This window comes from Faecalibacterium sp. AF10-46, from assembly GCF_003604105.1.
GTDB classification, from domain to species: domain Bacteria; phylum Bacillota; class Clostridia; order Oscillospirales; family Ruminococcaceae; genus Faecalibacterium; species Faecalibacterium taiwanense.
In genome coordinates, this window is record NZ_QVGY01000001.1 from 279949 (window position 1) to 304974 (window position 25026).

Genomic DNA, 25026 nt, shown 5'->3' on the forward strand with positions numbered 1-25026 from the left:
AGGAAGTTTTACGCTGTGTTCCGCGCCACGTGCGGCAAAGATGAGACAAATTCATGCTCTTTTTACAAAGGATGGTTGAACCCGGGCTGAAAATGGATTATACTTACCTTATTATTCTGCGGTTCTTCCGAGGAGGAAAAGGTGCGTATGAAGGGTAGGATGCGGCCATATCTGCCGGAGCTCACCATCCGGGATTACAATATCTACCTGCGCTATCTGCGCGGGGTGCGGCGTCAGCTGTACGAGGCGTACGGATTATATTCCTGCCATCTGCTGCGGAGCAACGGCGTGCTGTTTGCCATCCTTTCGGACAGTCTGGCCGGGCGGCAGGCCACTTGCCAGCGCAAGCGGGTCCCGGGCACACTGGCCTGGCGCAGGCTCATGTGCCAGACCCAGGGCATCCGGCTGGCCGCACAGGTGGAGGTGCTGCTGGGCTGGCACAACCTGCAGGACCGCAAATACAGCGAGCTGCGGCCGCTCAAGCGCCTGCGCCGTGCGGTGGACCGTCTGCTGCTGCGCCGCGCCTATGAGCGTGCCGTGCAGGAGAACCCGGCGCTGGAACGGCTGTTCGTGCAGGAGCGGGATCAGGCCGTGGTGCAGATGAACCTGAGCGCCAAGAACTACTCTCTTGCCGCTGAACCCATGAGCAACATTTACGGTGCACTGTATTCCACCCTTGCCACCGACGACCCCAGCCAGCGCAAAAGCATGCGCTACATCGGCAGCAGCATCGGCCGCATTTTTTACCTGCTGGATAAGGCTGAGCGCTTTGAGATGGACAAGCGCAGTGGCCGCTACAACGTGTTCGTAGTCAACGACCTGCGGGGACAGGCTGCGGCGGTGGAGAATGCCCGCCGTCAGGCACTGGCTGCCGCCAACGATCTGATTCGCGTGTACAGTATGCTGGACATCAAATTGAACCGCGGCCTGCTGGATAACATCATGCTGCTTGGTCTGCACCATGCGGTGGACCCGCTGGAAGCCGGTGCTGAGCACGAAAACTGGGAGATCCCATGAAGCAAAACCATCAAAAAAGCTGGGCCATGGCTTACTGCGGCATTGTGGCGGCGCTGTGCGTCGCACTGATGCTGCTGGGAGCTGTGATCCCCATTGCCATGTTCATTGCGCCTGCAGTGGCGGGCTTTCTTGTTGCAACAGTCTGCGTGGAGTGCGGGATGCAGCTGGCTTTGACGGCCTATGCGGCAGTCAGCCTGCTGGCACTGCTGTTCGTGCCGGATAAGGAAGTAGCGCTGATCTTTGTGTTTTTGCTGGGGTATTACCCGCTGGCAAAGCCGAAGTTTGAGCGCATCCGCCCTGCGGTTCTGTGCATTGTCTGCAAGCTGCTGCTGTGCAACGGCACAGTGCTGGCCATGTACGGGCTGGTATTTCTGTTGGTGCCGGCGGGCAGCATTTCGCAGGAGCTGCGCACCACCGCGCTGGCGGTCTCGCTGGCAACGCTGGCCATGGGCAATGTTGCCTTTGTGCTGTACGACCGGGCATTGCATAACATGCTCATGATGTACCGGCTGGTCTGGCGGCCGAAACTTCATAAAACTTTGGGCTGGCGCTGAGCCAGCCTTTGTGCTATAATGGGGCATCAGAAAGGGGAGAGCGCAGCACACAGGTAACGCAAAGCGCCGGGCCACGCGGGTGACAGCCGCGAGGGTGACGAGGAGAGGAATCATCGAAAGATTCGGCGGATGTTTCTCCGGCTGAGGGCTAGACCAGCCGCAGAGAAGGGCAAAAAACGGCAGCAATACCGCAACAGATCCCTTCAAAGAAAGCCATACAAGAACATAAACTGTACTAGGAAGCTGACTGGGTATCACTGCGCCTTTTTGCGCGGGAACGGTCGGTATGGAGGTGTTTTGTATGTGCGGCATTGTTGGTTATGTCGGTAAGCGCAGTGCGCAGGACGTGCTGCTGGATGGTCTGGAAAAGCTGGAGTATCGCGGGTACGACTCCGCCGGTGTGGCGCTTGCGCTGGACGGCGGCATCCGCGTGGTAAAAAGCAAAGGACGGCTCACCGCCCTGCGGGAAAAGCTGGCGGCGCAGCAGCTGGCACAAAGCTTCTGCGGCATCGGCCACACCCGCTGGGCTACCCATGGCGAGCCCAGCGATGTGAACAGCCACCCGCATTCGACCCCGCGTGTGAGCATTGTGCACAATGGCATCATTGAAAATTACGGCCTGCTCAAGGAGCGCTTGGCCGCAAAAGGCTATACCTTCCAGAGTGAGACGGACACCGAAGTACTGGTAAAGTTGATCGACAGCTGCTATACCGGTGACCCGCTGCGTGCACTGCAGCAGGCGCTTGCCAAGGTGCGCGGCAGCTATGCGCTGGCCGTGCTGTTCCGGGATTACCCGGACACCATTTTTGCAGTCAAGCGGGAAAGCCCGCTGATCGTCGGCTGGGGCGAGGGCGAAAACTTTGTGGCTTCGGATATTCCGGCACTGCTCAAGTATACCCGGAAATACAGCGTGCTGGAAGAAGGGGATATGGCCGTCTGCACCACAGAGGGCATCCGCTTCTACAACGAATTTGGTGAGCCAGTGGAGCGCCAGCAGCTGACGGCGGACTGGGATATGGAAGCTGCCGAAAAGGGCGGCTATCCCCACTTTATGCTCAAGGAGATCAACGAGCAGCCTGCGGCCATTATGGCCACGGTCAGCCCCCGTGTAGAGGACGGACTGCCGGTGCTGCGCATCCCGGAGCTGACCGATGAAGTGCTGCGCGGTATTGGCCGGGTGCATCTGGTGGGCTGCGGTACGGCTATGCATGCCGGTATGGTGGGCAAATCTGCCATCGAAACGTTGGCCCGTGTGCCCGCCGAGGTGGACATTGCCAGCGAGTTCCGTTACCGGGACCCCATTCTGGAAAAGAACGATCTGGTCATCATCATCAGCCAGTCCGGCGAGACCAGCGACACGTTGGCAGCGCTCAAGCTGGCCAAGAGCCGCGGCGTGCCGGTGCTGGCCATCGTGAATGTGGTGGGCAGCTCCATTGCACGTGCCGCAGATTATGTAATGTACACCTACGCCGGGCCGGAGATCGCGGTAGCATCCACCAAGGCGTATATGGTGCAGATGTGCGTGCTTTATCTGTTTGCACTGCGGCTGGCCTATGCGCGCGGACGGCTGAGCGAGGCAGAGACCCGCCGCTTTACGGCCCAGCTGCTGCGCGCACCGGAGATCATCAAGCCGCGCCTTGCAGATTGTGAGCAGATCAAGTACCTTGCCAGCCGCTATGTGAACACCCAGAGCTGCTTCTTCATTGGGCGCGGGTTCGACTATGCGCTCTCGCTGGAGGGCAGCCTGAAACTCAAGGAGATCAGCTATGTGCACTCGGATGCCTATGCAGCCGGTGAACTGAAACATGGTACCATCAGCCTGATCACCGATGGCGTGCCGGTGATCGCACTGGCCACCCAGAAACAGGTGTACGAAAAGACCATTTCCAATGCCAAGGAGACCCGCAGCCGCGGAGCAAGGGTGCTGCTGTTTACCACAAAGGATGCTGCGGTGCCGGAAGGCGTGGCAGATGCCGTGATCCGACTGGATGAGTATGAGGATATCCTGATGCCGCTGCAGCTCATTGTGCCGCTGCAGCTATTTGCCTATTATATGGCTGTTCTGCGCGGCTGTGACGTGGATAAGCCGCGTAATCTGGCCAAGAGCGTGACCGTGGAGTGACGGCATAAAACGCAGCCAGAAAGCTCTGCACGAAACAGAAATAAAAAAACAGGACCCGCTCTGAATCACTGAAGTGCATTCTGTCAAGTAGAAAAAATAATATAAGGTTTTTGTTCGCCGTTTCCACAAGGAGACGGCGAATTTTTTGTGCAAAATCGGGATCAGGAAGCTCGGTTCATGGCACCGACATGAGCCTGCATCGGCATCTGCCAGCATCGGCATCTGGATGAACAGACGGTGCTGGTAACGGCGGTTGTTGCAGCAGTCAACAGTGAATAGTGATTGCTCTTTCTTGACATGAAAATACCCCCAGAGTACTCAGAGCTTTTGTTTTTTACTCTGTCTACTCTAGGGGCAGCATATCACATGGAATGCCGGGGCTTTGTGATTGATAGATTATTTGTTTCGACAGGAGGTGCTTCCGATGCAGACGTTTCTACCGGAACATCGTCCTCCGGGTCACCGAAGTTGTCGTGGTAAGTCTGCAGCAGGTCGATCTCCTTGTTGCGCTTCAGGCCGTAGATGACCAGCTTTTTGATCACATCATAGATGACTGCAAACAGCGGCACACCTACGATCATGCCCACAAAACCCCACAGACCGCCGAACAGCAGGATGGCGAAAAGCACCCAGAAACTGGAAAGACCGGTGGTGTTGCCTAGGATCTTGGGACCGATCACGTTTCCGTCCAGCTGCTGCAGCACCAGAACGAACAGGACGAACCACAGCGCCTTGATGGGGTTCTGAATGAGGATCAGCAGAGTGGCGGGCACGGCACCGATGAACGGGCCGAAGAAGGGGATCACATTGGTCACGCCGATGATCACGGAAACCAGAAGGGCACTGGGGAACTTGAAGATCAGGCAGCCGATATAGCACAGCACGCCGATGATGGCGGAATCCATGATCTTGCCGTTGATGAAGCCGCCGAACATCTTATCGGCGTACTTCACTTCTTCCTTGATCAGCTCTGCCCAGCGGGGCTTGAAGATGCTGTAGAGCACCAGCTTGGCCTGCTGCACAAAGCGCTTGCGGCTGGCCAGCATATACACGGCCACGATGATGCCGATGATCAGGTTCTTGGCCATGGTCACTACGTTCAGCACACCCACTGCGGCACCGCTGACGATGTTCTGCATGGAGGGCAGGAGCCGGGTCTTGATCAGATCATCGATATTGGTGCTGATGGTGGCATAAGCAGAGTTGAGCATGTCCATGATCTGCTGGTTGTTCTCAATGAACTCCACATGATTCGCCCACTGCACGAACTTTGCGAGGTTGCGCTGCGCAGTGTAGTACAGGGTGGTCACGCTGGTAATGAGCTGCGGAATGATCATCATGCACAAAGCGTAGATGAGGAGCAGGCCGAACAGGATGGTCAGCGTAACGGACAGCACATTGACCAGACCATGCATCTTTTCCGGAATGAACCGGCGCAGAAAGCTCTCGATGGTGTTGCACACAGGCTTGAGCAGGTAGGCGATGACGGCACCGTAGATGAATGGCATCAGAATGCCGGTCAGCGTGGAGATGGCATCGCCAAAACCATCGAAGCGGTAGATCAGGAAAAAGAAGATGATGCTCAGGGAGATCGCTCCAAATCCTGCCAACATCCCGTAGAGGTAGGGCTTGATGTGCGGCTTTTTGTCCATCATGATAGACTCCATTTCAGCCGCGGACAGCAGGAATCTCCGCGGCACTTATCAGATTTTGTTGCTCCTGCGCCAGATGTGCATTTTTTCGGCTTCCTTGATCAGGTCTTCACGGAAGTCGGGATGTGCTACGCTGATCAGAGCTTCGGCCTTTTCCCAAGTGGTCAGGCCCTTCAGGTTCACGCAGCCGTACTCGGTGCACAGGTAGTGGATGTTGGCACGGGTATCGGTGATGATGCTGCCGTTTTCCAGAGTGGGACGGATGCGGCTCTCCAGCTGGCCGGTCTTCTTATTAAAGAAGGTAGAGGACAGGCAGATAAAGCTCTTGCCGCCCTTGGAAAGGTATGCGCCCAGAACGAAGTCCAGCTGACCGCCGGCACCGGAGATGTGCTTGAGGCCTGCAGTCTCGGCGTTCACCTGACCGAACAGGTCGATGTCCACAGCGTTGTTGATGGAAATAAAGTTATCCAGTGCGGAGATGCTGCGGATATCGTTGGTGTAGTCCACGGGTGCAGACATGCACTCCGGATTATCGTTCAGGTAATCGTACATTTTCTGGGTGCCGGCACCGAAGGCGTAGACCTGACGGCCCTTGTCCAGCTGCTTGCATGCACCGGTGATCTTGCCGGCCTTGGCGATATCCACAAAGGCATCCACATACATTTCGGTGTGCACGCCCAGATCCTTCAAATCGCTCTGTGCGATCAGGCTGCCGATGGCATTGGGCATACCGCCGATGCCCAGCTGCAGGCAGGCACCGTTGGGGATCTGCGGAACGATCAGGTTGGCAACCTTCAGATCCACTTCGGTAGCAGCACCGGGAGCGGCCATCTGGCCGATGGGCGGGTTCTCGCCTTCCACGATGCCGGTGACCTGAGAAATGTGGATGCAGTTCTCCATGCCGCCAAGGCAGCGGGGCATGTTCTTGTTGACCTCAACGATGATCTTCTTGGCTTTTTCGCACACAGCACCCAGATGAGATGCACTGGGGCCGAAGTTGAAGTAGCCATGCTCGTCCATGGGGGCCACCTGGAACACCGCCACATCCAGCGGATCCGGGCTTTCGCGGTAGTAGCGGGGCAGCTCGGAATAACGGATGGGGGAGTAGAAGGAGAAGCCCTGTGCAATGGCCTTGCGCTCGATGCCGCCCATATGCCAGCTGTTCCATGTCATGTGTGCAGCGGGATCGTCGATCTGGAAGATCGCGGGCACCCACATCAGGATGCCGCCGCGGAAGTTGACACCTTCCAGCTCAGGCAGACGCTTTGCAATCTCGGCATCCACCGCCACAGGGGTGTTCACAGCCCAGCCGTAATCCACCCAGTCACCGCTTTTGACCAGTGCGGCAGCCTGAGCGGCGGTCATTTTCTTCTGAGCATACAGTTCCGTAAAATCCATTATAAACCATCCTCTCCTATAATAACATAAAGGAATTGTAAATTTATCATTTACTCTTCCTGCACGGACAAATCTTTGCAGGATGTTTACCACCTGTTGGCAATTTGAACACAGCTCTGACACAGGCGGATGATATCCTGATAACCAGCAGAAGGCAGCTGTCGGACAGGGCAGCAGATCTGCACAACTTAGTTATAACATTAACAATGTGTAGAATCAATAGTTTATCGAGAAAATTTTGACCGACTGGCAATATGGACAAAATTCGCGGAGTTTTTAGGCGATTGTTTGGTGCTGAAAAACCAAAATCTTTGCAAAAGGACTTGATAAAATTTTGACGATATGGTTTACTTATAGCGTAGCAGGCAGCTGCGATGCAGCATGACATTGATTGTTTAAATTTTAACGATAAAACGTACAGCTTGCACAAAAATCTTGCACCCAAGACTGGAAAGTGCTATCATGGCAGAACCAAAACGCGCTTTTCACAGCGCTCAAGGAGGACACCAGACGATGGCAACAGCAGTTTATCCCGGTTCGTTCGATCCGGTCACAAAAGGGCATCTCGATATCATCAAGCGCGCAGCAAAGATCAACGATCATCTGATCGTGGCGGTGCTCATCAACAGCGCAAAGAATCCGCTCTTCACCGTGGAGGAGCGCGTGGAGCTTCTAAAGGAATGCTGCAAGGGCATCCAGAATGTTTCGGTGGAGAGCTTCGACGGCCTGACCGTGGAGTTCGCCAAGAAACGGCACGCTTCGGTGATGGTGCGGGGCCTGCGGGCGGTGACGGATTTTGAAAACGAGATCCAGCTTGCGCAGACCAATCACGCACTGATGCCCGGCATCGAGACCATGTTTCTGGCAACGAGCATCAAGTGGAGCTACCTTTCTTCCACCATTGTAAAAGAGGCAGCTTACTACGGCAGCGACATCGGTAAGTTCGTCACACCCAATGTGGAAAAGGCGGTCAACGAAAAGTATGCGCTGATCCGGCAGAAAAAAGACCCCGAGACCTAATTTGTAAAAGCGCTTACGGGCGTTTTGATAAAAATGGCTTACGAAAAGTAACACATACACAATTCAGGAGGCTATTCACATGAAAAAGATCGTTATCGCATCTGCATGCCGTACCGCTATTGGCAAGTTCGGCGGCACTCTGGCAAACGTTCCCGCAGTTGAGCTGGGCTCCATCGTCATCAAGGAAGCTCTGAACCGTGCAAACGTCGCTCCCGAGCAGGTCGATCATGTCTACATGGGCTGCGTCATTCAGGCCGGTCTGGGCCAGAACGTCGCTCGTCAGGCTGCTCTGAAGGCTGGCCTGCCCATCGAGACCCCGGCTGTCACTGTCAACGTGGTGTGCGGCTCCGGTCTGAACTGCGTCAATATGGCTGCTCAGATGATCGAGGCTGGCGATGCTGATATCGTGGTCGCAGGCGGCATGGAGAACATGGACATGGCTCCCTTCGCACTGCAGAAGGCTCGTTACGGCTACCGCATGGGCGCTCCTATGGGCAAGAGCGAGATCGTGGATACCATGGTCAACGATGCTCTGTGGGATGCCTGCGGCTTCAACAAGCACATGGGCATGACCGCTGAGAACGTCTGCACCAACGAGACCTATCAGAAGAAGTACGGCTACAGCCCCATCACCCGTGAGATGCTGGACGAGTTCTCATACAACAGCCAGCTGAAGGCTGACAAGGCCATCAAGGACGGCGCTTTCAAGGACGAGATCGTTCCCGTTGTGATCAAGGGCAAGAAGGGCGACACCGTGTTCGATACTGATGAAGGCCCCCGTCTGAGCGCTCCTGAAGTGCTGGCAAAGCTGAAGCCCGCTTTCACCAAGGACGGCATCGTGACCGCCGGCAACTCTTCCGCCATCAATGACGGCGCTGCTGCTCTGGTCATCATGAGCGAGGAGAAGGCTAAGGAGCTGGGCGTGAAGCCTCTGGCTACCTGGGTCGCAGGTGCTTTGGCTGGCGTTGAGCCCGAAGTCATGGGCCTGGGCCCCATCGCCGCTACCAAGAAGGTCATGGCAAAGACCGGCCTGACTGTTGCTGACATGGATCTGATCGAGGCCAACGAGGCATTTGCTGCTCAGTCTGTGGCTGTCAGCCAGGCTCTGAACTTTGATATGAGCAAGGTGAACGTCAACGGCGGCGCAATTGCTCTGGGCCACCCGGTCGGCGCTTCCGGCGCTCGTATCCTGGTCACCCTGCTGTATGCTATGAAGCATCGCGGTGCACACAAGGGCCTGGCTACCCTGTGCATCGGCGGCGGCATGGGCTGCGCTACCATCGTTGAGATGGACTAAGCTCCACCTCTTGGAATCCTGACTGAATGACAGACCCGGACGGGGAAGGAAACCGGAGAGCCTTTCCTCCGTCCGGGGGCTGTTTGTGATAATTGATAAGATTTGAATAGGAGGTTTTCACAATGGCATTTGTAAAAACCGAGGTGCAGGGTGCAGTTGAGATCATTACCATCGACCGCCCCAAGGCACTGAATGCCCTGAATCCCGAAGTTCTGGCAGACCTGAAGGCAGCTTTTGAGGCTGTGGATCAGGAGAATGTCCGCTGCATCGTTCTGACCGGCGAAGGCGACAAGAGCTTCGTGGCAGGTGCAGATATCGGTTCCATGAGCACCATGACCAAGGCAGAGGGTGAGGCCTTCGGCAAGCTGGGCAATGATGTGTTCCTGATGATTGAGAGCTTCCCCATCCCCGTTATTGCAGCCGTGAACGGCTTTGCACTGGGCGGCGGCAACGAGCTGGCTATGAGCTGCGACATCCGCATCTGCTCTGACAACGCTGTGTTCGGCCAGCCGGAAGTGGGTCTGGGCATCACCCCGGGCTTCGGCGGTACCCAGCGTCTGGCACGTCTGGTCGGCATGGGTATGGCAAAGCAGCTGGTCTACTCTGCACTGAACATCAAGGCGGACGAGGCTCTGCGCATTGGTCTGGTGAACGCTGTGTATCCTCAGGCTGAACTGATGGAGAACGTACTGAAGCTGGCCGGCAAGATCGCAAAGAATGCACCCATCGCTGTACGCAACTGCAAGAAGGCAATCAACGGCGGCATCAGCCTGCCCATCGAGAAGGCTGTTGAGGTCGAGGAAAAGCTGTTCGGCGACTGCTTCGAGACCCACGACCAGAAGGAAGGCATGGCCTGCTTCCTGAGCCGTGAGAAGCCGAAGCCCAAGGCAGTGTTCACCAACAACTAATCCATTACTACATAATTTTTGATATTAAAGGAGAGGTTTCCTATGAAGATCGGTGTTATCGGCGCTGGCACCATGGGCCAGGGCATCGCAAAGGCATTTGCACAGGTTGAGGGCAACACCGTTGCTCTGTGCGACATCAAGCAGGAGTGGGCCGAGAATGGTCTGGCAAAGATCAAGAAGGGCTACGAGAAGCTGGTTGCCAAGGGAAAGATGACGCAGGAAAAGGCAGACGCTATCGTTGCTGCCATCACCCCGGGCCTGAAGGAAGACCTGTGCGCTGACTGCGATCTGGTCGTTGAGGCTGCTTTTGAGGATATGAAGGTCAAGCAGACCACCTTCGGCGAACTGGATAAGATCTGCAAGCCCGAGTGCATCTTCGCTTCCAACACTTCTTCTCTGTCCATCACCGAGATCGGCAAGGGCGTTGGCCGTCCGCTGGTCGGCATGCACTTCTTCAACCCCGCAGACCGCATGAAGCTGATCGAGGTCATCGCAGGCTGCAACACTCCCGCTGAGACCGTTGAGAAGATCAAGGAGATCTCTGTTGCCATCGGCAAGCAGCCGGTTCAGGTCAACGAGGCTGCAGGCTTCGTTGTCAACCGTATCCTGATCCCCATGATCAACGAAGCTGCTTTCATCAAGATGGAAGGCGTTTCCGATATCGCCGGCATCGACACCGCTATGAAGCTGGGTGCCAACCACCCCATGGGTCCCCTGGAGCTGGGCGACTTCATCGGCCTGGATATCTGCTTGGCCATCATGGATGTGCTGTACAAGGAGACCGGCGACAGCAAGTACCGTGCCTGCCCGCTGATCCGTAAGATGGTCCGCGGCGGCAACCTGGGCTGCAAGAGCGGCAAGGGCTTCTACGTTTACAACGCAGACCGCACCAAGACCCCTGTTGACCAGCTGTAAATTCTGATAAACGTTTCTCCCGACCGTGGAAAAGCGGCCGGGAGGAATTTGTTTGCACCGGGCAATTCCGGTAAATGAAAAAGACCCGTTAGGAGGATATAGCGATGGATTTTACTCTGTCCAAGCAGCAGCAGATGGTACAGAAAATGTACCGCGAGTTTGCTGAGAACGAAGTCAAGCCCCTGGCAAAGAAGGTTGATGCGGAAGAGTACTTCCCCAAAGAGACCGTCGAAAAGATGGGCAAGCTCGGCATGATGGGCATTTATTTCCCGACTGAGGTCGGCGGTGCAGGCGGCGATGTGCTGTCCTACGTCATGGCAGTGGAAGAACTGAGCAAGGTCTGCGGCACCACCGGTGTCATCGTCTCTGCTCACACCAGCCTGTGTGCTGCTCCTATTTATGAAAATGGTACTCCCGAGCAGAAGGCAAAGTATCTGCCCAAGCTGTGCAGCGGTGAGTGGCTGGGTGCTTTCGGCCTGACCGAGCCGGGTGCCGGCACCGATGCACAGGGCCAGCAGACCATTGCAAAGGAAGAGGACGACTGCTGGGTGCTGAACGGCTCCAAGATCTTCATCACCAATGCAGGTTTTGCTGATGTGTTCATCGTCATTGCCGTCACCGACAATGTGCTGGACAAGAAGGGCCGTCCCACCAAGCTGTGCTCTGCTTTCATCGTGGAGCGTACCGACCCGGGCTTCTCCGTCGGTAAGGCTGAGGACAAGATGGGCATTCGCGGTTCTTCTACCTGCGAGCTGATCTTTGAGGACTGCCGCATTCCTAAGGATCGTATGCTGGGCGTGCGCGGCAAGGGCTTCCAGCTGGCTATGGCTACTCTGGACGGCGGCCGTATCGGTATCGCATCTCAGGCTCTGGGCATTGCCGAGGGCGCGCTGGAAGAGACCGTGGCTTACGTCAAGGAGCGCAAGCAGTTCGGCCGTGCCATCGCAGCTTTCCAGAACACTCAGTTCGAGCTGGCTGAGATGAAGGCCCGCGTTGAGGCTGCAAAGTATCTGGTTTACGCCGCTGCTCTGAAGAAGCAGGAGGCTATGGACGGCAAGAAGGTCCGCTACAGCGTCGAGGCTGCTCAGGCAAAGCTGATCGCAGCCCGCACCGCAAGCGATGTGACCCGCCGCTGCCTGCAGCTGTTCGGCGGTTACGGCTACACCCGTGACTATCCCATCGAGCGCATGATGCGTGATGCCAAGATCACCGAGATCTACGAGGGCACCAGCGAAGTGCAGATGATGGTCATTTCCGGCGCGCTGCTGAAGTAAGGGAGGCAAGAGTTACAATGAAAGCAATTGTTTGTGTAAAGCAGGTTCCTGATACCTCCGGCAAGGTCGCCGTTAAGGCTGACGGCACTCTGGATCGTGCTTCGATGGCTACCATCACCAACCCCGATGACCTGAACGCTCTGGAGGCTGCTCTGAAGCTGAAGGACGAGACCGGCTGCGAGGTCGTTGTTGTTACTATGGGTCCCCCGCCGGCAGAAGGCATGCTGCGTGAGCTGCTGGCCCGCGGCGCTGATAAGGCTGTTCTGGTCTCCGGCCGTGAGTTCGGCGGCTCCGATACCTTTGCAACCAGCCAGATCCTGGCTGCCGCTGTCAACAAGATCGGCGTTGGCCCCGAGGACGTTGTGTTCTGCGGCCGTCAGGCAATCGATGGCGATACCGCACAGGTCGGCCCGCAGATCGCTGAAAAGCTGCATCTGCCTCAGGTCACCTACGTGGCAGACATCCAGAAGGATGGCAACACCCTGACCGTGAAGCGTATGCTGGAAGACGGCTACATGATGGTCAAGGTGCAGACTCCCTGCCTGCTGACCTGCATCAAGGAGCTGAACCAGCCCCGTTACATGAGCGTGAACGGCATCTTCACCTGCTACGACAAGCCGATGGAAGTGTTTGATTACAACGCACTGAAGGACGATCCGCTGATCGAGGTTGATACCATCGGTCTGAAGGGTTCTCCGACGAACGTCTTTAAGTCCTTCACTCCTCCGCAGAAGGGCGCAGGCACCATGCTGAAGGGCGACGATGTTGCTGCCCAGCTGGCTGGTATCCTGGCCAAGAAGCACCTGATCTGATGAAAGGAGCATAGGATTACAATGGCTGATTTTAACGAATACAAGGGCGTCTGGGTCTTCTGCGAGCAGCGCCAGGGCGCACTGATGTCCACTGACTTCGAGCTGGTGAGCGAGGCTCGCAAGCTGGCTGATGAGCTGGGCTGCGAGGTCACCGGCCTGCTGCTGGGCGACAACGTGGAAGGCATTGCCAAGGAACTGGGCGGCTATGGCGCTGATAAGGTCATGGTCTGCGACAGCCCCCTGCTGAAGGACTACACCACCGATGCATACGCTAAGGTCGTGTGCGACATGGTCAACGAGTATAAGCCCGAAGTCCTGCTGATCGGTGCAACCAACATCGGCCGCGATCTCGGCCCCCGCTGCGCAGCCCGCCTGCACACCGGCCTGACCGCCGATGCTACCCATCTGGATATCGACACTGCAAAGTATGTCGAATTCCTGAAGGAAAGCTCCACCATCGACCTGTCCAAGCAGAAGTTCGATTATGAGGATCGCAACCTGAAGATGACCCGTCCCGCATTCGGCGGCCATCTGATGGCTACCATCATCTGCCCCCGCTTCCGTCCGCAGATGTCCACCGTCCGCCCCGGCGTTATGAAGAAGGCTCCCTTCGATCAGGCCAAGGCTGATGCCTGCCAGATCGTGAAGCCCGCCTTCAGCCTGACCGCTGACGATGTTAAGACCGAAGTGCTGAGCGTTGAGAAGGCAGCTGAAAAGCTGGTCGATCTGATCGGCGCAGACGTGATCGTCTCTGTTGGCCGCGGCATCAGCAAGGATGTCAACAAGGGCATTGAGCTGGCTGAGCAGCTGGCTGCCGCTTTGGGCGGCGGCGTTGTGGGCGCTTCCCGTGCCGTCACCGATGCAGGCTGGATGACTGCTGACCATCAGGTTGGCCAGACCGGCAAGACCGTGCATCCCAAGATCTATGTTGCTCTGGGCATTTCCGGCGCTATCCAGCACACTGCTGGTATGCAGGACTCCGAGTGCATCATCGCTGTCAACAAGAATGAGGGCGCACCCATCTTCGGTGTTGCCGACTACGGCATCGTGGGCGATCTGTTCAAGGTCGTGCCCGAGCTGATCAAGCAGATCGAGGCAGCAAAGGCTGCTCAGTGATCGACTGACGCGAGATCTTTTTATAGCATAGCCTGAATTGTGGGAGGGCGGCTCTTCGGAGCCGCTCTTCTTTTTATGTAAGGAATACGGCACAGCACAGATGGTCCTGAAAAGGCTGCCTGTGCTGTTTTTTGTTGCAGAAAGTACAGCCAAAGGCCGGCTGCAGCCCAGAAAAGGGCTGCGGGAGGGGAGTGGAACGGAAAAAGCGCACACAAAAGTCTGTTATACTTTGAAATATGCATGTAAGCGAATAAACATACGGAAAAATGCATGAAAAACACTGCAGAAAAAGTGTAGAAAAATAAAATGCAACACGTAAAGTGTGACGAAACAATCCCGAAAACGGTGAAGTGCAACACAGGCGTAACAAATTTACGGGATCCTGGTTGAGCCTGTTGCACTTGTGAAACGCTTTTGGAACAGGAAATTTTGATTTATTTGCATTTTTTCTCAAAAAAATCGACAGAAACCCCTTGACGATGAGATGTTCTTGTGATACTCTTGTTGCACAAGAGTGACATATTTGAAACGGAAACGTTGCGAATGTGTTGCGGCACGCATTCGCAGGAATGCAAAAAAAGCTTTTATATACAAAGGCTTACGGAGGATGTCTTATGAAACTCGAGATGCGCACCCTGAAGAATATCGCAGCAGCAGCTATGACTCTGGCTGTAGTTTTTGGTGCTGCATCTCTCAAGCCTGTTACTGCAAACGCAGCTGAGGCTTCGGTTTCTGTCTCCATCGAAGAAGAAAATTCCTACATCAGCTTTCAGGACGAAGCTTATCAGAACGAGTTCCTGCGCCGCGTAAACAACGAGCGCGCAAAGGCTGGCCTGAAGCCCGTTCAGCTGGGCGACAGCAGCCACAACAATGCCGCTCAGGAGCGCGCTGAAGAGCTGGCTGTTTCTTACTCTTACGTTCGTCCCAACGGTCAGCGCGATTTCACCATCTTCGCCGAGAATGGTATCGACGATGTGTCTGTTGGTGAAAACTACATAGCTGGCGTTTCTACCCCCGATGCAGCGGTGGATCAGTGGATGAACATTGATTTCGCACGTGAGCGCATGCTGAATGCGGATGTGACCACCATGAGTGTGGGCCACTACGAAGGCGGCGTTTACAACAACTACTGGGTGCTGATCTTCTCTTACCCCGAAAACTCTTACACCAGCAACTACCGTCAGGAAGTTCTGGATCTGGTCAATGCCGAGCGTGCAAAGTACGGCCTGCAGCCCCTGGTCATGGGCGATGCAAAGCTCACCGCAGCTGCTCAGCAGCGCGCCGAAGAGATCGCAACCGTCAATTCTCACGTTCGTCCCAATGGTACCAAGTGGTACACTGTTCTCAGCGAGTACGGCGTGACGGATGCCGCTGCTGGCGAGAATGCCGCATGGGGCAGCGTTTCTCCTGAAGAAGTCGTGAATGCCTGGATGAATTCCGAAGGCCATCGCGCAAACATTCTGGATCCCGAAGCTCGTGCAATGGGTGTTGGCTACTACTACAACAGCTCCAGCACTTGGGGCCATCAGTGGATCCAGCTCTTTACGAAGTGATCATCTGCTTTCTTCTAATAAAAGATCGGCTGAGCTGCAAGGCTTGGCCGATTTTTTTGTTGCGCTTTTTTCTGGCAGAGGACATGCGGGCAGCAGTACAGGAAGCTGCCCTTGACACAAAAACGTATGCGGCAGTGGTTGCACAACGGACGATTTATGTTATACTTGTTTTGAATAACATGCAGGAGGAACCACAGTGGAGGATTACCGCACCATCCATGGCACGGCCACAGGAGAATACGAAGAAAAGAAGAGCCGCTTCATTGCGGCGCTGTCATTTGCGGACAGCGAGGAAGCTGCCGTTGCATTTCTGGAACAGGTGCGTGCGGCCAACCGTACCGCCCGCCACAATGTGTATGCCTACCGCCTGCGGGAAGGCAACCGGGAACGCTATTCAGATGATGGTGAACCGGCCAAGACGGCGGGCACACCAGCGCTGGAGGTGCTGCAGCACAGCGGCCTGACGGATCTGATCGTGGTGGTGACCCGTTACTTTGGCGGTGTGCTGCTGGGCACCGGTGGTTTGGTGCGTGCATACACCACGGCTACGGCCCGTGCACTGGAAAATGCCGAGGTGGTCACGGTGCGCAGCGTGGTGGAGCTGAGCGTGACGGTGGATTACTCCCTTTATGAGCGGGCATCGCTGCTGATCGATGCGGCAGGTGCCAAGCAGGCAGCGCCGCAGTTCACGGATCGCGTGACCCTGTGCTGGCAGATGCCGGAACACACCGAAGGCCCGCTGCTGGAACAGCTGCGGGAGCTGACGCGCGGCAGCGCGCAGGTGACGGTATCCGACCCGTTCTACGCACCGTTCTGAACCAGGCAGCGGCAAAAATAAAAAAGCAAGCATTATTTTGCGAACCGACAGGCTTTTTCCCCCTTCGACAAAGCGGGTGTGCTACAATTGCCGCAGACGCAGCAATTGGGATCGGCTGTGCCGAAACAGAGAGGGGGAATGGCGACAAAAAGGGAGGGCGACTTTGTATGGATGTACGTCAGCGCACAGAAGAGATCGAACATATGACCTTCGCGTCGTGGGCTACTTTCAGTGACGCTAGCCGGGGGCGGGTCGTGCCGGAAGAGCAGGACCCGATCCGGCCGGTATTCCAGCGTGACCGTGACCGGGTGCTGCACTGCAAGGCGTTCCGACGGCTCAAACAAAAGACGCAGGTGTTCCTCTCGCCGGAGGGAGACCTGTACCGCACCCGACTGACCCACACGCTGGAGGTCTCGCAGATCGCGCGGACCATTGCCCGCGCCCTGCGGCTGAACGAAGATCTGACCGAAGCGATCAGCCTTGCCCATGATCTGGGCCACACGCCGTTTGGCCATGCCGGGGAGCGCGCGCTGAATGAGCTGTGCCCGGACGGCTTCAAGCACTACATGCAGAGCCTGCGTGTGGTGGACAAGCTGGAAAAGGACGGCCGGGGCCTGAACCTGACGTGGGAGGTGCGCAACGGCATCGTGACCCACACAAAGGGCACCTGGGCGGCAACGCCGGAAGGGCGCATCGTGCGCATGGCGGATCAGATCGCCTATGTGAACCACGACATTGAGGACGCGGTGCGCGCCGGTGTGCTGGACCCAGCCACCCTGCCGAAGGAATGCACCGCCGTGCTGGGCCAGACAAAATCTGCCCGCATCACCACCATGATCAACAGTATCCTTGCCAACAGCGATGGGGATGTGAAGGTGGGCGCAGAGGAAAACGAAGCCTTCCTTGCGCTGCGGGATTTCATGTACGCCACCGTGTACGTGGACAAGACCGCCAAGCGGGAAGAGCAGAAGGTGGACAAGGTGATCGGGGAACTGTACGATTACTACCTGAACCATGTGGACCGGATGTCCAACTTTTACATCCAGCTGGCTTATCAGGAGGGCAGAGAACGCGCAGTGACTGATTACATCAGTGGCATGAGCGATGAATTTGCCATCCGCACTTTTGAGGAATTGTTTGTGCCCCGGAAGTGGCATGTCCTATAAATCCGAAAGGTCGTTTGAAAGATCCATGATCCCACACGAATACATTGAAGAACTGACCCGCCGCACCGACATTGTGGAGCTGGTGGGCAGCTATGTGCAGCTCAAGCGCAAGGGACGTTTGTATGGCGGCCTGTGCCCCTTCCACAGCGAAAAATCGCCCTCATTCTACGTCTACCCGGACACCCAGAGCTTTTACTGCTTTGGCTGCGGCGCAGGCGGCGATGCCATTACCTTTACGAAAAAGATCAACAGCATCGATTACCCGGAGGCCGTTAAGCTGCTGGCAGCGCGAGCCGGTATGCCGGAGCCGCAGGAGGACGACAAAACAGGCCGGATGCGCAGCCGCATCCTCTCCATGAACAAGGAGGCGGCACGGTTTTTCCACGCCTGCCTGAACTCCACCGTGGAGGAAGCCCGTCAGGCCCGTGCCTACTGGCGGCGGCGCGGTCTGGACGACAAGACGATCGTCCGGTTCGGGCTGGGCTATGCGCCCAACGACGGACAGGCGCTGTATCAGTTCCTGCGCGATAAGGGCTACAATCAGCAGGAGCTGGATGCCAGCGGCCTGTTCAAGCGCAGTGCGTCCGGCCGCATCTACTGCCTGTTCTGGAAGCGGGTGATGACCCCTATCTTTGACCTGCGCGGCAACATCATTGCGTTTGGTGGGCGCGTGCTGGACGATTCCAAACCGAAATATGTCAACAGCCCGGAAACGCTGGTGTACCACAAATCAGAGACGGTGTTTGCGCTGCAGATCGCAAAGCGCAGCGCGGTGCGCCGGTTCGTGCTGTGCGAGGGCTACATGGACGTGATCAGTATGCATCAGGCAGGCATCGACACAGCAGTGTGCGCCTGCGGCACGGCCCTGACCCCGGAGCAGGTGCGGCTTATCAGCGAGTATGCTGACGAGGTGATCCTGAGCTACGATTCGGACGAAGCAGGCCAGAAGGCCACGCTGCGCTCGCTGGAACTGTTCCGCAACAGCCCGGTAAAGGTGGGTGTGCTGCAGATCCCCGGTGCAAAGGACCCGGACGAGTACATCAAAAAGTATGGCGCAGAGCGGTTCAAGGCTCTGCTGGATGGTGTGGGCAATGCACTGGACTTCCGGCTGGGCCGTCTGCGCAGCCAGTATGATCTGGCACAGGATGCCCAGCGGCTGGAATACGTGAAGGAAGCTGTGAATATGCTGGCAGAGCGCTCCAACCCTACCGAGCAGGAAGTGTATGCGGGGCGTCTGGCTGAGGAGACCAACATCTCCAAAACAGCTATCATGACCCAGCTGGAGACCGCCGTGAAGAGGGCGGGCAGCAAGCACCGCTGGGAGAAAAAGCAGCAGGCGCTCAAGTCCGGTGAGATGAATCAGATCAACGTGCCGTACAGTGCGGGCGGCAGTCAGGCGCTGGGCATTGCCAGCGCACAGCAGCGGCTGTTGGCGGCCATGCTGCGGGAGCCGCACTATATCGATCTGGTGCAGGGGCAGCTGACCGCAGAACAGTTCGTGCTGCCGCAGCAGAAGGAGCTGTTTGAAGCCATGCTGCGCTGCCGACAGGAGGGCATTGAGATCAGCCTGACCACGCTGCGCGCTTTTGTAAGCGAAGAAGCGCTGAATGAACTGAGCCATCTTGCGGCACAATACAGCGATGTGAATTGTACGCCGGATGATATCCGGCTGTATCTGGACCGCATTGCCCGGGGGATGCCCATGGCAGGCAAGGCGGCGCATATGTCCAATGAGGAACTGAGTGATTACTTCCAGTCGATGCGCGAAAAGAAGCAGGGAAATGTGCCTGTAGAAGAATGATCCCCGCTTTCCCCTCCGGCTGGAGCAGGAGAGGAAAGGAGCAGGAACCATGCAGAAATTGTCGCAAACGGAGGAATTGGCCAGAACACTGGCCGCGCGGGCACGCCGCCATGCTCTGACACCGGAGCAGATCAGCCGTGCCATGGACGAACAGGATTACGATGTGGCGCAGCTGGACGAGCTGTATACGGCACTGGAGGCCCGCGGCGTGCACCTGACCGAAGAGGAAGCGGACCTGCCTGCGTTGGATGAAACGCAGATCGGCAGGCTGGAACATGAGCTTTCGGCAGAGGGGGTGGCGCTGGACGACCCGGTAAAGGCCTATTTGAAGGAGATCGGCCGGGTGCCGCTTCTGACGGCAGAGCAGGAGGCGGCGCTTGCCCGTGCCGCGCAGGCCGGAGACGAGGATGCCCGGCGGAAGCTCAGCGAAGCGAACCTGCGGCTGGTGGTGTCGGTGGCAAAGCGCTATGCAGGACGAGGCCTGCCGTTTCTGGATCTCATTCAGGAGGGCAATCTCGGTCTGATGAAGGCGGCGGAAAAGTTTGAGCCGGAGCGCGGCTTCAAATTTTCTACCTATGCCACGTGGTGGATCCGTCAGTCCATCACCCGCGCCATTGCAGATCAGGGGAGGACCATCCGCATCCCGGTGCACCTTGTGGAGAGCATCAACCGGGTCAAAAAGATGGCGGGTGACCTGCTGCGGAAAAATGGCCGGGAGCCTACCGTGGAAGAGATCGCTGTTCAGCTGGACATGGAGCCGGACCGTGTGCGGGAATTGCTGCAGCTGGCGCAGGACCCCATCAGCCTGGAAACGCCGGTGGGCGAGGAGGAGGATGCCCACCTTGAAGATTTTATTCAGGACGAGGATGCAGGCATCCCGGTGGATGAAGCCGGGCGGCAGCTGCTGCGGCGGGAACTGTTCAGCGTGCTCAAAAGCCTGACACCGAGGGAAGAGCGGGTGATCGCACTGCGCTTCGGGCTGGAGGATGGCCGGGCGCATACGCTGGAAGAGCTGGGTAAGGAGTTCAATGTGACCCGGGAGCGGGTGCGGCAGATCGAAGCCAAGGCCCTGCGCAAGCTGCGGCATCCCAGCCGTGCAAAGCGCCTGCGGGATTATCTGGATGAGTGAACGATCATAATTGCCGCCGCTTGCGCTCTGGCAATATTAGAGGAAACATTATTTTTATATTTGCAGCTCAGAAAAGCCTGCGAGCTTTTCTGAGCTGCTTTTTCACAAAAAAGGGCCGCAAGGGAAAACGGGCATATCCGACTGTAAAAGTAATACGCCAAAACACAAGGGCAAAGATAGACAAATTGCACAAGGGGATTATGAACAGGAACGTGCAAAATAAAAAAATCAAGCCCTAAAACAGCAAAACGCAACACGCTGCCGGGCGTGCGAAAATGAAAGAAAAAATAAATTTGTTTTGGCAAAAATCTGAAAAATGGCTTGACAGCAAGGCTTTTAGGGTGTATACTGCATTAGTATCACATAATGGACTAGTGCGCCAAAAAGAGGAATGTGCAGGCGGCGGCTGGACGGGTCAAACCGAAAAGTTTGTGAAAAACGCCGAAACGTTCCCTTCGACGCGGGTCGAATTATGTGTGTCTGCTCAAATTTGACCCGTGTATACGACATCCCGTAGAGTATAAAAGTAAGGAGTGGTTGATTTTATGATGAAAGTCAAGCCCGTAAAGCTCGGCAAAACCGAGCGCATGAGCTTCTCCCACATCGACGAAGTCATCAGTATGCCGAACCTGATCGAGGTCCAGAAGAACTCTTATCAGTGGTTCCTGGACGAGGGCCTGAAAGAGGTCTTCCACGATATCGGCACCATTGAGGACTACACCGGCAATCTGGCACTGAGCTTTGTGGACTTCCGCCTGGATAAGGAGCCGAAGTACAGCATCAAGGAGTGCAAGGAGCGCGACGTGACCTATGCAGCACCCCTGCGCGTCACCGCCCGTCTGCTGAACAAGGAGACCGGCGAAGTGAAGGATCAGGAGATCTTCATGGGCGATTTCCCGCTGATGACCGATGCCGGCACCTTTGTGATCAACGGTGCAGAGCGTGCTATCGTCAGCCAGCTGGTGCGTTCTCCTGGCGTGTTCTACGGCGATGCCAAGGATAAGGTGGGCAACGACCTGTACAGCGCCACCATGAACCCCAACCGCGGTGCATGGCTGGAGTACGAGACCGATGCTTCCGATGTGTTCTATGTCCGTATCGATAAGAACCGCAAGCTGCCTGTCACCGTGCTGTGCCGTGCACTGGGCCTGTCCACCAACGAGGACATCCTGAACTTCTTTGGCGACGATGAGCGCATCCTCGCTACTCTGGAAAAGGATACCACCAAGAATCAGGAAGAGGGCCTGCTGGAAGTCTACCGCAAGCTGCGCCCCGGCGAGCCTCCCACGGTGGAGTCTGCTACCAGCCAGATCAACATGCTGTTCTTCGACCCGCGCCGTTATGACCTGTCTCGTTTCGGCCGTTATAAGATGAACAAGAAGCTGTCTCTGGCCCGCCGCATCACCGGTCAGGTGGCTGCTGAGAATGTGGTTGCTCCGCTGACCGGCGAGATCCTGATCGAGGCTGGTGCCAAGATCACCCGCGAGCTGGCTGAGAAGGCTGACAATGCCGGTGTGAATCTGGTCGTGCTGAAGCTCGACGATCCCATGAAGGAAGAGAGCCGGAAGGTCAAGGTCATCACCAACGGCTGTGTGGATGCACAGGGCTTCTTCTCCTTCGACGTGAAGGAGTGCGGCATCAACGAGCGCTGCTCCTTCGATGAGATCAAGAAGATCCTCGACACCACCTCCGATGTGGAAGAGCAGAAGGAGATGCTGCGCCGCAACCACGACCAGCTGATCGGCCGCACCGTTACGGTCGCCGATATTCTGGCTTCCATCAACTACCTGAACGGTCTGGGCCACAATATTGGCACCACCGATGATATCGACCATCTGGGCAACCGCCGCATCCGCAGCGTGGGCGAGCTGCTGCAGAACCAGTTCCGCATCGGCTTCTCCCGCATGGAGCGTGTCATCCGTGAGCGCATGACCCTGCAGAGCCAGGATCAGAGCGTCATCACCCCGCAGGCCCTCATCAACATCCGTCCGGTGGTGGCAGCCATCAAGGAGTTCTTCGGTTCTTCTCCGCTGTCCCAGTTCATGGATCAGAACAACCCGCTGGCTGAGCTGACCCACAAGCGCCGCCTGTCTGCTCTGGGCCCCGGCGGTCTGAGCCGTGACCGCGCAGGTTTCGAGGTCCGCGACGTTCACTACAGCCACTACGGCCGTATGTGCCCCATCGAGACTCCTGAAGGCCCCAACATCGGTCTGATCTCCTATCTGGCATCTTACGCCAAGATCAACGAGTACGGCTTCGTGGAAGCTCCGTACCGCAAGGTCAAGAAGACCTACGACGAGAACGGCCGCCTGCTCGAGCAGGTCGTTACCGACGAAGTGGAGTATATGACCGCTGATGTCGAGGACGAGTACGTTGTGGCACAGGCCAACGAGCCGCTGGATGAGGGCAAGCACTTCATCCGTCCCCGTGTGTCTGCCCGCCGCCGCGACGAGATCCTTGAAATTGATGCAGAGAAAGTCGATTACATGGACGTTTCTCCGCGAATGATGGTCTCTGTTGCTACCGCCTGCATCCCCTTCCTGGAGAACGATGACTGTAACCGTGCTCTGATGGGTTCCAATATGCAGCGTCAGGCAGTGCCTCTGATGGTCACCCAGCAGCCCATCGTTGCTACCGGTATGGAGTACAAGGCTGCTACCGACTCCGGCACCGCTGTTCTGGCAAAGAATGACGGTATCGTTGAGAAGATGGATGCCGACCATGTTGTTGTGCGCAACAACAAGGGCGAGCTGGAGGATTATCCTCTGGTCAAGTTCGCACGCTCCAACGCAGGCACCTGCATCAACCAGCGTCCCATCGTGGAGGTCGGCGAGAGCGTCAAGGCCGGTCAGGTGCTGGCCGACGGCCCTGCAATGCGCAACGGCGAAATTTCTCTGGGTAAGAACGCTCTGATCGGCTTCATGACCTGGGAAGGCTACAACTACGAGGATGCCGTTCTGCTGAACGAGAAGATCGTGCGCGAGGACGTGTACACCTCCATTCATATTGAAGAGTACGAGACCGAGAGCCGCGACACCAAGCTGGGACCCGAAGAGATCACCCGTGATATCCCCAACGTTTCTGAGGATGCACTGAAAGATCTGGACGAGCGCGGCATCATCCGCATCGGTGCCGAGGTCAAGAGCGGCGACATTCTGGTCGGTAAGGTCACCCCGAAGGGCGAGACCGAGCTGACCGCTGAAGAGCGCCTGCTGCGCGCCATCTTCGGCGAGAAGGCACGCGAGGTGCGTGATACTTCTCTGCGCGTGCCCCATGGTGCATACGGCATCATCGTGGATGTCAAGGTGTTCACCCCGGAGAACAGCGACGAACTGCAGCCCGGCGTGCGCGAGGTCGTCCGCTGCTATATTGCCCAGAAGCGCAAGATCAGCGTTGGCGATAAGATGGCAGGCCGCCACGGCAACAAGGGTGTCGTTTCCCGCATTCTGCCGCAGGAGGACATGCCCTACCTGCCCGACGGCACCCCGCTGGACATCGTGCTGAACCCTCTGGGCGTGCCTTCCCGTATGAACATCGGTCAGGTGCTGGAAGTCAACCTGGGCTACGCTGCCAAGGCATGCGGCATCAAGGTCATGACTCCCGTCTTCGACTCTGCTCGTGAGAACGACATCGGCGATACCTTTGATACCGCCCGCGAGATGTGGCATGGTGAGAATGCTCCTGCATATCCCACGAAGCTCCCCAAGATCATGGGCGAGAAGGGACACATCATCGACTTCTCCAAGATCGAGCTGGACCGCGATGGCAAGACCACCGTTTACGATGGCCGCACCGGCGAAAAGTTCGATAACCGCGTTACCGTCGGTTATATGTACTACCTGAAGCTGCATCACCTGGTCGATGATAAGATCCATGCACGTTCTACCGGCCCCTACTCTCTGGTCACTCAGCAGCCTCTGGGCGGCAAGGCCCAGTTCGGCGGCCAGCGCTTTGGTGAAATGGAAGTCTGGGCACTGGAAGCTTACGGCGCTGCTTACACTCTGCAGGAGATCCTGACCGTCAAGTCCGACGACGTGGAGGGCCGTGTGAAGACCTACGAGGCCATCGTTAAGGGTGAGCCGATCCCGCAGCCCGGCATCCCCGAGTCCTTCCGCGTTATGCTGAAGGAACTGCAGTCTCTGGGTCTGGACGTTGTTGTTCAGGACAAGGACGGCAACGAGATCGACATGCGTCAGAACTTCGACGACGAAGAGACCGGCTTTGATATGCGCGATGTTGCCGGCACTGAGAACGTCGTGCAGGAGAGCGAACTGCTCAACGATTATAATATTAAGGATGCCGATGCCGGTTTCGATGATCCTTCTGTGCTGGAGGACAATAACTCCGGTGCCGAAGCTCCCGCTTCTTCTGACGAAGTAGATTTCTGATCAGACAAAGAACACAAGCCTCAAGCCCCCTGTTCCGCGTGCTGCGGCAGGGGAGAGGGGCCTGTGGTCTGAACAAGAAAGCCGCCT

At 56.8% G+C, this 25026-nt stretch carries 19 protein-coding genes; 17 read left to right on the forward strand and 2 right to left on the reverse strand.

Annotation, left to right across the window (positions count from 1 at the left end):
- Positions 1-147 precede the first annotated feature (147 nt).
- From DWV57_RS01410 to glmS, 3 genes are all read left to right on the forward strand, one after another.
- On the forward strand, positions 148-1017 hold the full coding sequence (locus tag DWV57_RS01410; protein ID WP_097778139.1) for a DUF5685 family protein: 870 nt from the start codon (positions 148-150) through the stop codon (positions 1015-1017).
- On the forward strand, positions 1014-1571 hold the full coding sequence (locus DWV57_RS01415) for a hypothetical protein (RefSeq protein WP_118527965.1): 558 nt from the start codon (positions 1014-1016) through the stop codon (positions 1569-1571). Before DWV57_RS01410 ends, DWV57_RS01415 begins: the two co-directional genes overlap by 4 nt.
- A gap of 301 nt (positions 1572-1872) precedes the next feature.
- Positions 1873-3693: a glutamine--fructose-6-phosphate transaminase (isomerizing) gene (glmS, locus tag DWV57_RS01420; RefSeq protein ID WP_120019705.1), complete on the forward strand. Its 1821-nt coding sequence runs from the start codon at positions 1873-1875 to the stop codon at positions 3691-3693.
- A gap of 362 nt (positions 3694-4055) precedes the next feature.
- Here the strand turns inward: glmS and DWV57_RS01425 are convergent, their stop codons facing one another.
- Both DWV57_RS01425 and DWV57_RS01430 read right to left on the reverse strand, forming a co-directional pair.
- Positions 4056-5348, reverse strand: coding sequence for an AI-2E family transporter (locus DWV57_RS01425; protein WP_165853636.1), 1293 nt, complete (start codon positions 5346-5348; stop codon positions 4056-4058).
- 48 nt (positions 5349-5396) lie between these two features.
- A complete protein-coding gene (locus tag DWV57_RS01430; protein ID WP_120019707.1) occupies positions 5397-6743 on the reverse strand; it encodes a butyryl-CoA:acetate CoA-transferase in 1347 nt (448 codons plus the stop codon).
- Between the two features lie 513 nt (positions 6744-7256).
- Here DWV57_RS01430 and coaD point away from each other — a divergent pair.
- The 14 genes from coaD (at position 7257) to DWV57_RS01495 (ending at position 24939) form a co-directional block, all read left to right on the forward strand.
- The gene (gene coaD / locus DWV57_RS01435; RefSeq protein ID WP_120019708.1) at positions 7257-7763 is read left to right on the forward strand and encodes a pantetheine-phosphate adenylyltransferase; all 507 of its coding nucleotides are present in this window, start codon (positions 7257-7259) and stop codon (positions 7761-7763) included.
- A gap of 79 nt (positions 7764-7842) precedes the next feature.
- Complete coding sequence (locus DWV57_RS01440; protein WP_005940168.1) at positions 7843-9060, forward strand: acetyl-CoA C-acetyltransferase; 1218 nt, start codon at positions 7843-7845, stop codon at positions 9058-9060.
- A 122-nt stretch (positions 9061-9182) separates the two neighbouring features.
- Positions 9183-9968, forward strand: coding sequence for an enoyl-CoA hydratase-related protein (locus tag DWV57_RS01445; protein WP_120019709.1), 786 nt, complete (start codon positions 9183-9185; stop codon positions 9966-9968).
- A 42-nt stretch (positions 9969-10010) separates the two neighbouring features.
- Entirely contained in the window at positions 10011-10883 is an 873-nt protein-coding gene (locus DWV57_RS01450; RefSeq protein ID WP_097774829.1) for a 3-hydroxyacyl-CoA dehydrogenase NAD-binding domain-containing protein, read from the forward strand.
- Between the two features lie 104 nt (positions 10884-10987).
- Positions 10988-12157 (forward strand): acyl-CoA dehydrogenase, encoded by a 1170-nt coding sequence (locus DWV57_RS01455; RefSeq protein WP_097778133.1) that lies wholly within the window; start codon positions 10988-10990, stop codon positions 12155-12157.
- A gap of 17 nt (positions 12158-12174) precedes the next feature.
- Entirely contained in the window at positions 12175-12969 is a 795-nt protein-coding gene (gene acrB / locus DWV57_RS01460) for an acryloyl-CoA reductase electron transfer subunit gamma (protein ID WP_097778132.1), read from the forward strand.
- A 21-nt stretch (positions 12970-12990) separates the two neighbouring features.
- The gene (gene acrA / locus DWV57_RS01465) at positions 12991-14085 is read left to right on the forward strand and encodes an acryloyl-CoA reductase electron transfer subunit beta (protein WP_097778131.1); all 1095 of its coding nucleotides are present in this window, start codon (positions 12991-12993) and stop codon (positions 14083-14085) included.
- Positions 14086-14699: 614 nt separating this feature from the next.
- Positions 14700-15638: a CAP domain-containing protein gene (locus DWV57_RS01470; protein WP_120019710.1), complete on the forward strand. Its 939-nt coding sequence runs from the start codon at positions 14700-14702 to the stop codon at positions 15636-15638.
- Between the two features lie 196 nt (positions 15639-15834).
- Positions 15835-16455, forward strand: a complete 621-nt coding sequence (locus tag DWV57_RS01475; RefSeq protein ID WP_120019711.1) for a YigZ family protein — start codon at positions 15835-15837, stop codon at positions 16453-16455.
- A gap of 167 nt (positions 16456-16622) precedes the next feature.
- Entirely contained in the window at positions 16623-17621 is a 999-nt protein-coding gene (locus DWV57_RS01480) for a deoxyguanosinetriphosphate triphosphohydrolase (RefSeq protein WP_120019712.1), read from the forward strand.
- 25 nt (positions 17622-17646) lie between these two features.
- Positions 17647-19422 (forward strand): DNA primase, encoded by a 1776-nt coding sequence (gene dnaG, locus DWV57_RS01485; RefSeq protein WP_120019713.1) that lies wholly within the window; start codon positions 17647-17649, stop codon positions 19420-19422.
- 49 nt (positions 19423-19471) lie between these two features.
- The gene (gene rpoD / locus DWV57_RS01490; protein ID WP_120019714.1) at positions 19472-20551 is read left to right on the forward strand and encodes an RNA polymerase sigma factor RpoD; all 1080 of its coding nucleotides are present in this window, start codon (positions 19472-19474) and stop codon (positions 20549-20551) included.
- Positions 20552-20826: 275 nt separating this feature from the next.
- Positions 20827-21045 carry a hypothetical protein gene (locus DWV57_RS14295; protein WP_133300959.1) on the forward strand — a complete coding sequence of 73 codons (219 nt, stop codon included), beginning with the start codon at positions 20827-20829 and terminating at the stop codon, positions 21043-21045.
- A 51-nt stretch (positions 21046-21096) separates the two neighbouring features.
- On the forward strand, positions 21097-24939 hold the full coding sequence (locus DWV57_RS01495; RefSeq protein ID WP_118527945.1) for a DNA-directed RNA polymerase subunit beta: 3843 nt from the start codon (positions 21097-21099) through the stop codon (positions 24937-24939).
- Positions 24940-25026: the final 87 nt, after the last annotated feature.

What these genes read in the sequence shown, in the direction of transcription:
- DWV57_RS01410 (WP_097778139.1), top strand. Translation starts at nt 148, where the DNA reads ATGAAGGGTAGGATGCGGCCATATCTGCCGGAGCTCACCATCCGGGAT.
- DWV57_RS01415 (WP_118527965.1), top strand. Translation starts at nt 1,014, where the DNA reads ATGAAGCAAAACCATCAAAAAAGCTGGGCCATGGCTTACTGCGGCATT.
- glmS (WP_120019705.1), top strand. Translation starts at nt 1,873, where the DNA reads ATGTGCGGCATTGTTGGTTATGTCGGTAAGCGCAGTGCGCAGGACGTG.
- DWV57_RS01425 (WP_165853636.1), bottom strand. Translation starts at nt 5,348, where the DNA reads ATGATGGACAAAAAGCCGCACATCAAGCCCTACCTCTACGGGATGTTG.
- DWV57_RS01430 (WP_120019707.1), bottom strand. Translation starts at nt 6,743, where the DNA reads ATGGATTTTACGGAACTGTATGCTCAGAAGAAAATGACCGCCGCTCAG.
- coaD (WP_120019708.1), top strand. Translation starts at nt 7,257, where the DNA reads ATGGCAACAGCAGTTTATCCCGGTTCGTTCGATCCGGTCACAAAAGGG.
- DWV57_RS01440 (WP_005940168.1), top strand. Translation starts at nt 7,843, where the DNA reads ATGAAAAAGATCGTTATCGCATCTGCATGCCGTACCGCTATTGGCAAG.
- DWV57_RS01445 (WP_120019709.1), top strand. Translation starts at nt 9,183, where the DNA reads ATGGCATTTGTAAAAACCGAGGTGCAGGGTGCAGTTGAGATCATTACC.
- DWV57_RS01450 (WP_097774829.1), top strand. Translation starts at nt 10,011, where the DNA reads ATGAAGATCGGTGTTATCGGCGCTGGCACCATGGGCCAGGGCATCGCA.
- DWV57_RS01455 (WP_097778133.1), top strand. Translation starts at nt 10,988, where the DNA reads ATGGATTTTACTCTGTCCAAGCAGCAGCAGATGGTACAGAAAATGTAC.
- acrB (WP_097778132.1), top strand. Translation starts at nt 12,175, where the DNA reads ATGAAAGCAATTGTTTGTGTAAAGCAGGTTCCTGATACCTCCGGCAAG.
- acrA (WP_097778131.1), top strand. Translation starts at nt 12,991, where the DNA reads ATGGCTGATTTTAACGAATACAAGGGCGTCTGGGTCTTCTGCGAGCAG.
- DWV57_RS01470 (WP_120019710.1), top strand. Translation starts at nt 14,700, where the DNA reads ATGAAACTCGAGATGCGCACCCTGAAGAATATCGCAGCAGCAGCTATG.
- DWV57_RS01480 (WP_120019712.1), top strand. Translation starts at nt 16,623, where the DNA reads ATGGATGTACGTCAGCGCACAGAAGAGATCGAACATATGACCTTCGCG.
- dnaG (WP_120019713.1), top strand. Translation starts at nt 17,647, where the DNA reads ATGATCCCACACGAATACATTGAAGAACTGACCCGCCGCACCGACATT.
- rpoD (WP_120019714.1), top strand. Translation starts at nt 19,472, where the DNA reads ATGCAGAAATTGTCGCAAACGGAGGAATTGGCCAGAACACTGGCCGCG.
- DWV57_RS14295 (WP_133300959.1), top strand. Translation starts at nt 20,827, where the DNA reads ATGAAAGAAAAAATAAATTTGTTTTGGCAAAAATCTGAAAAATGGCTT.
- DWV57_RS01495 (WP_118527945.1), top strand. Translation starts at nt 21,097, where the DNA reads ATGATGAAAGTCAAGCCCGTAAAGCTCGGCAAAACCGAGCGCATGAGC.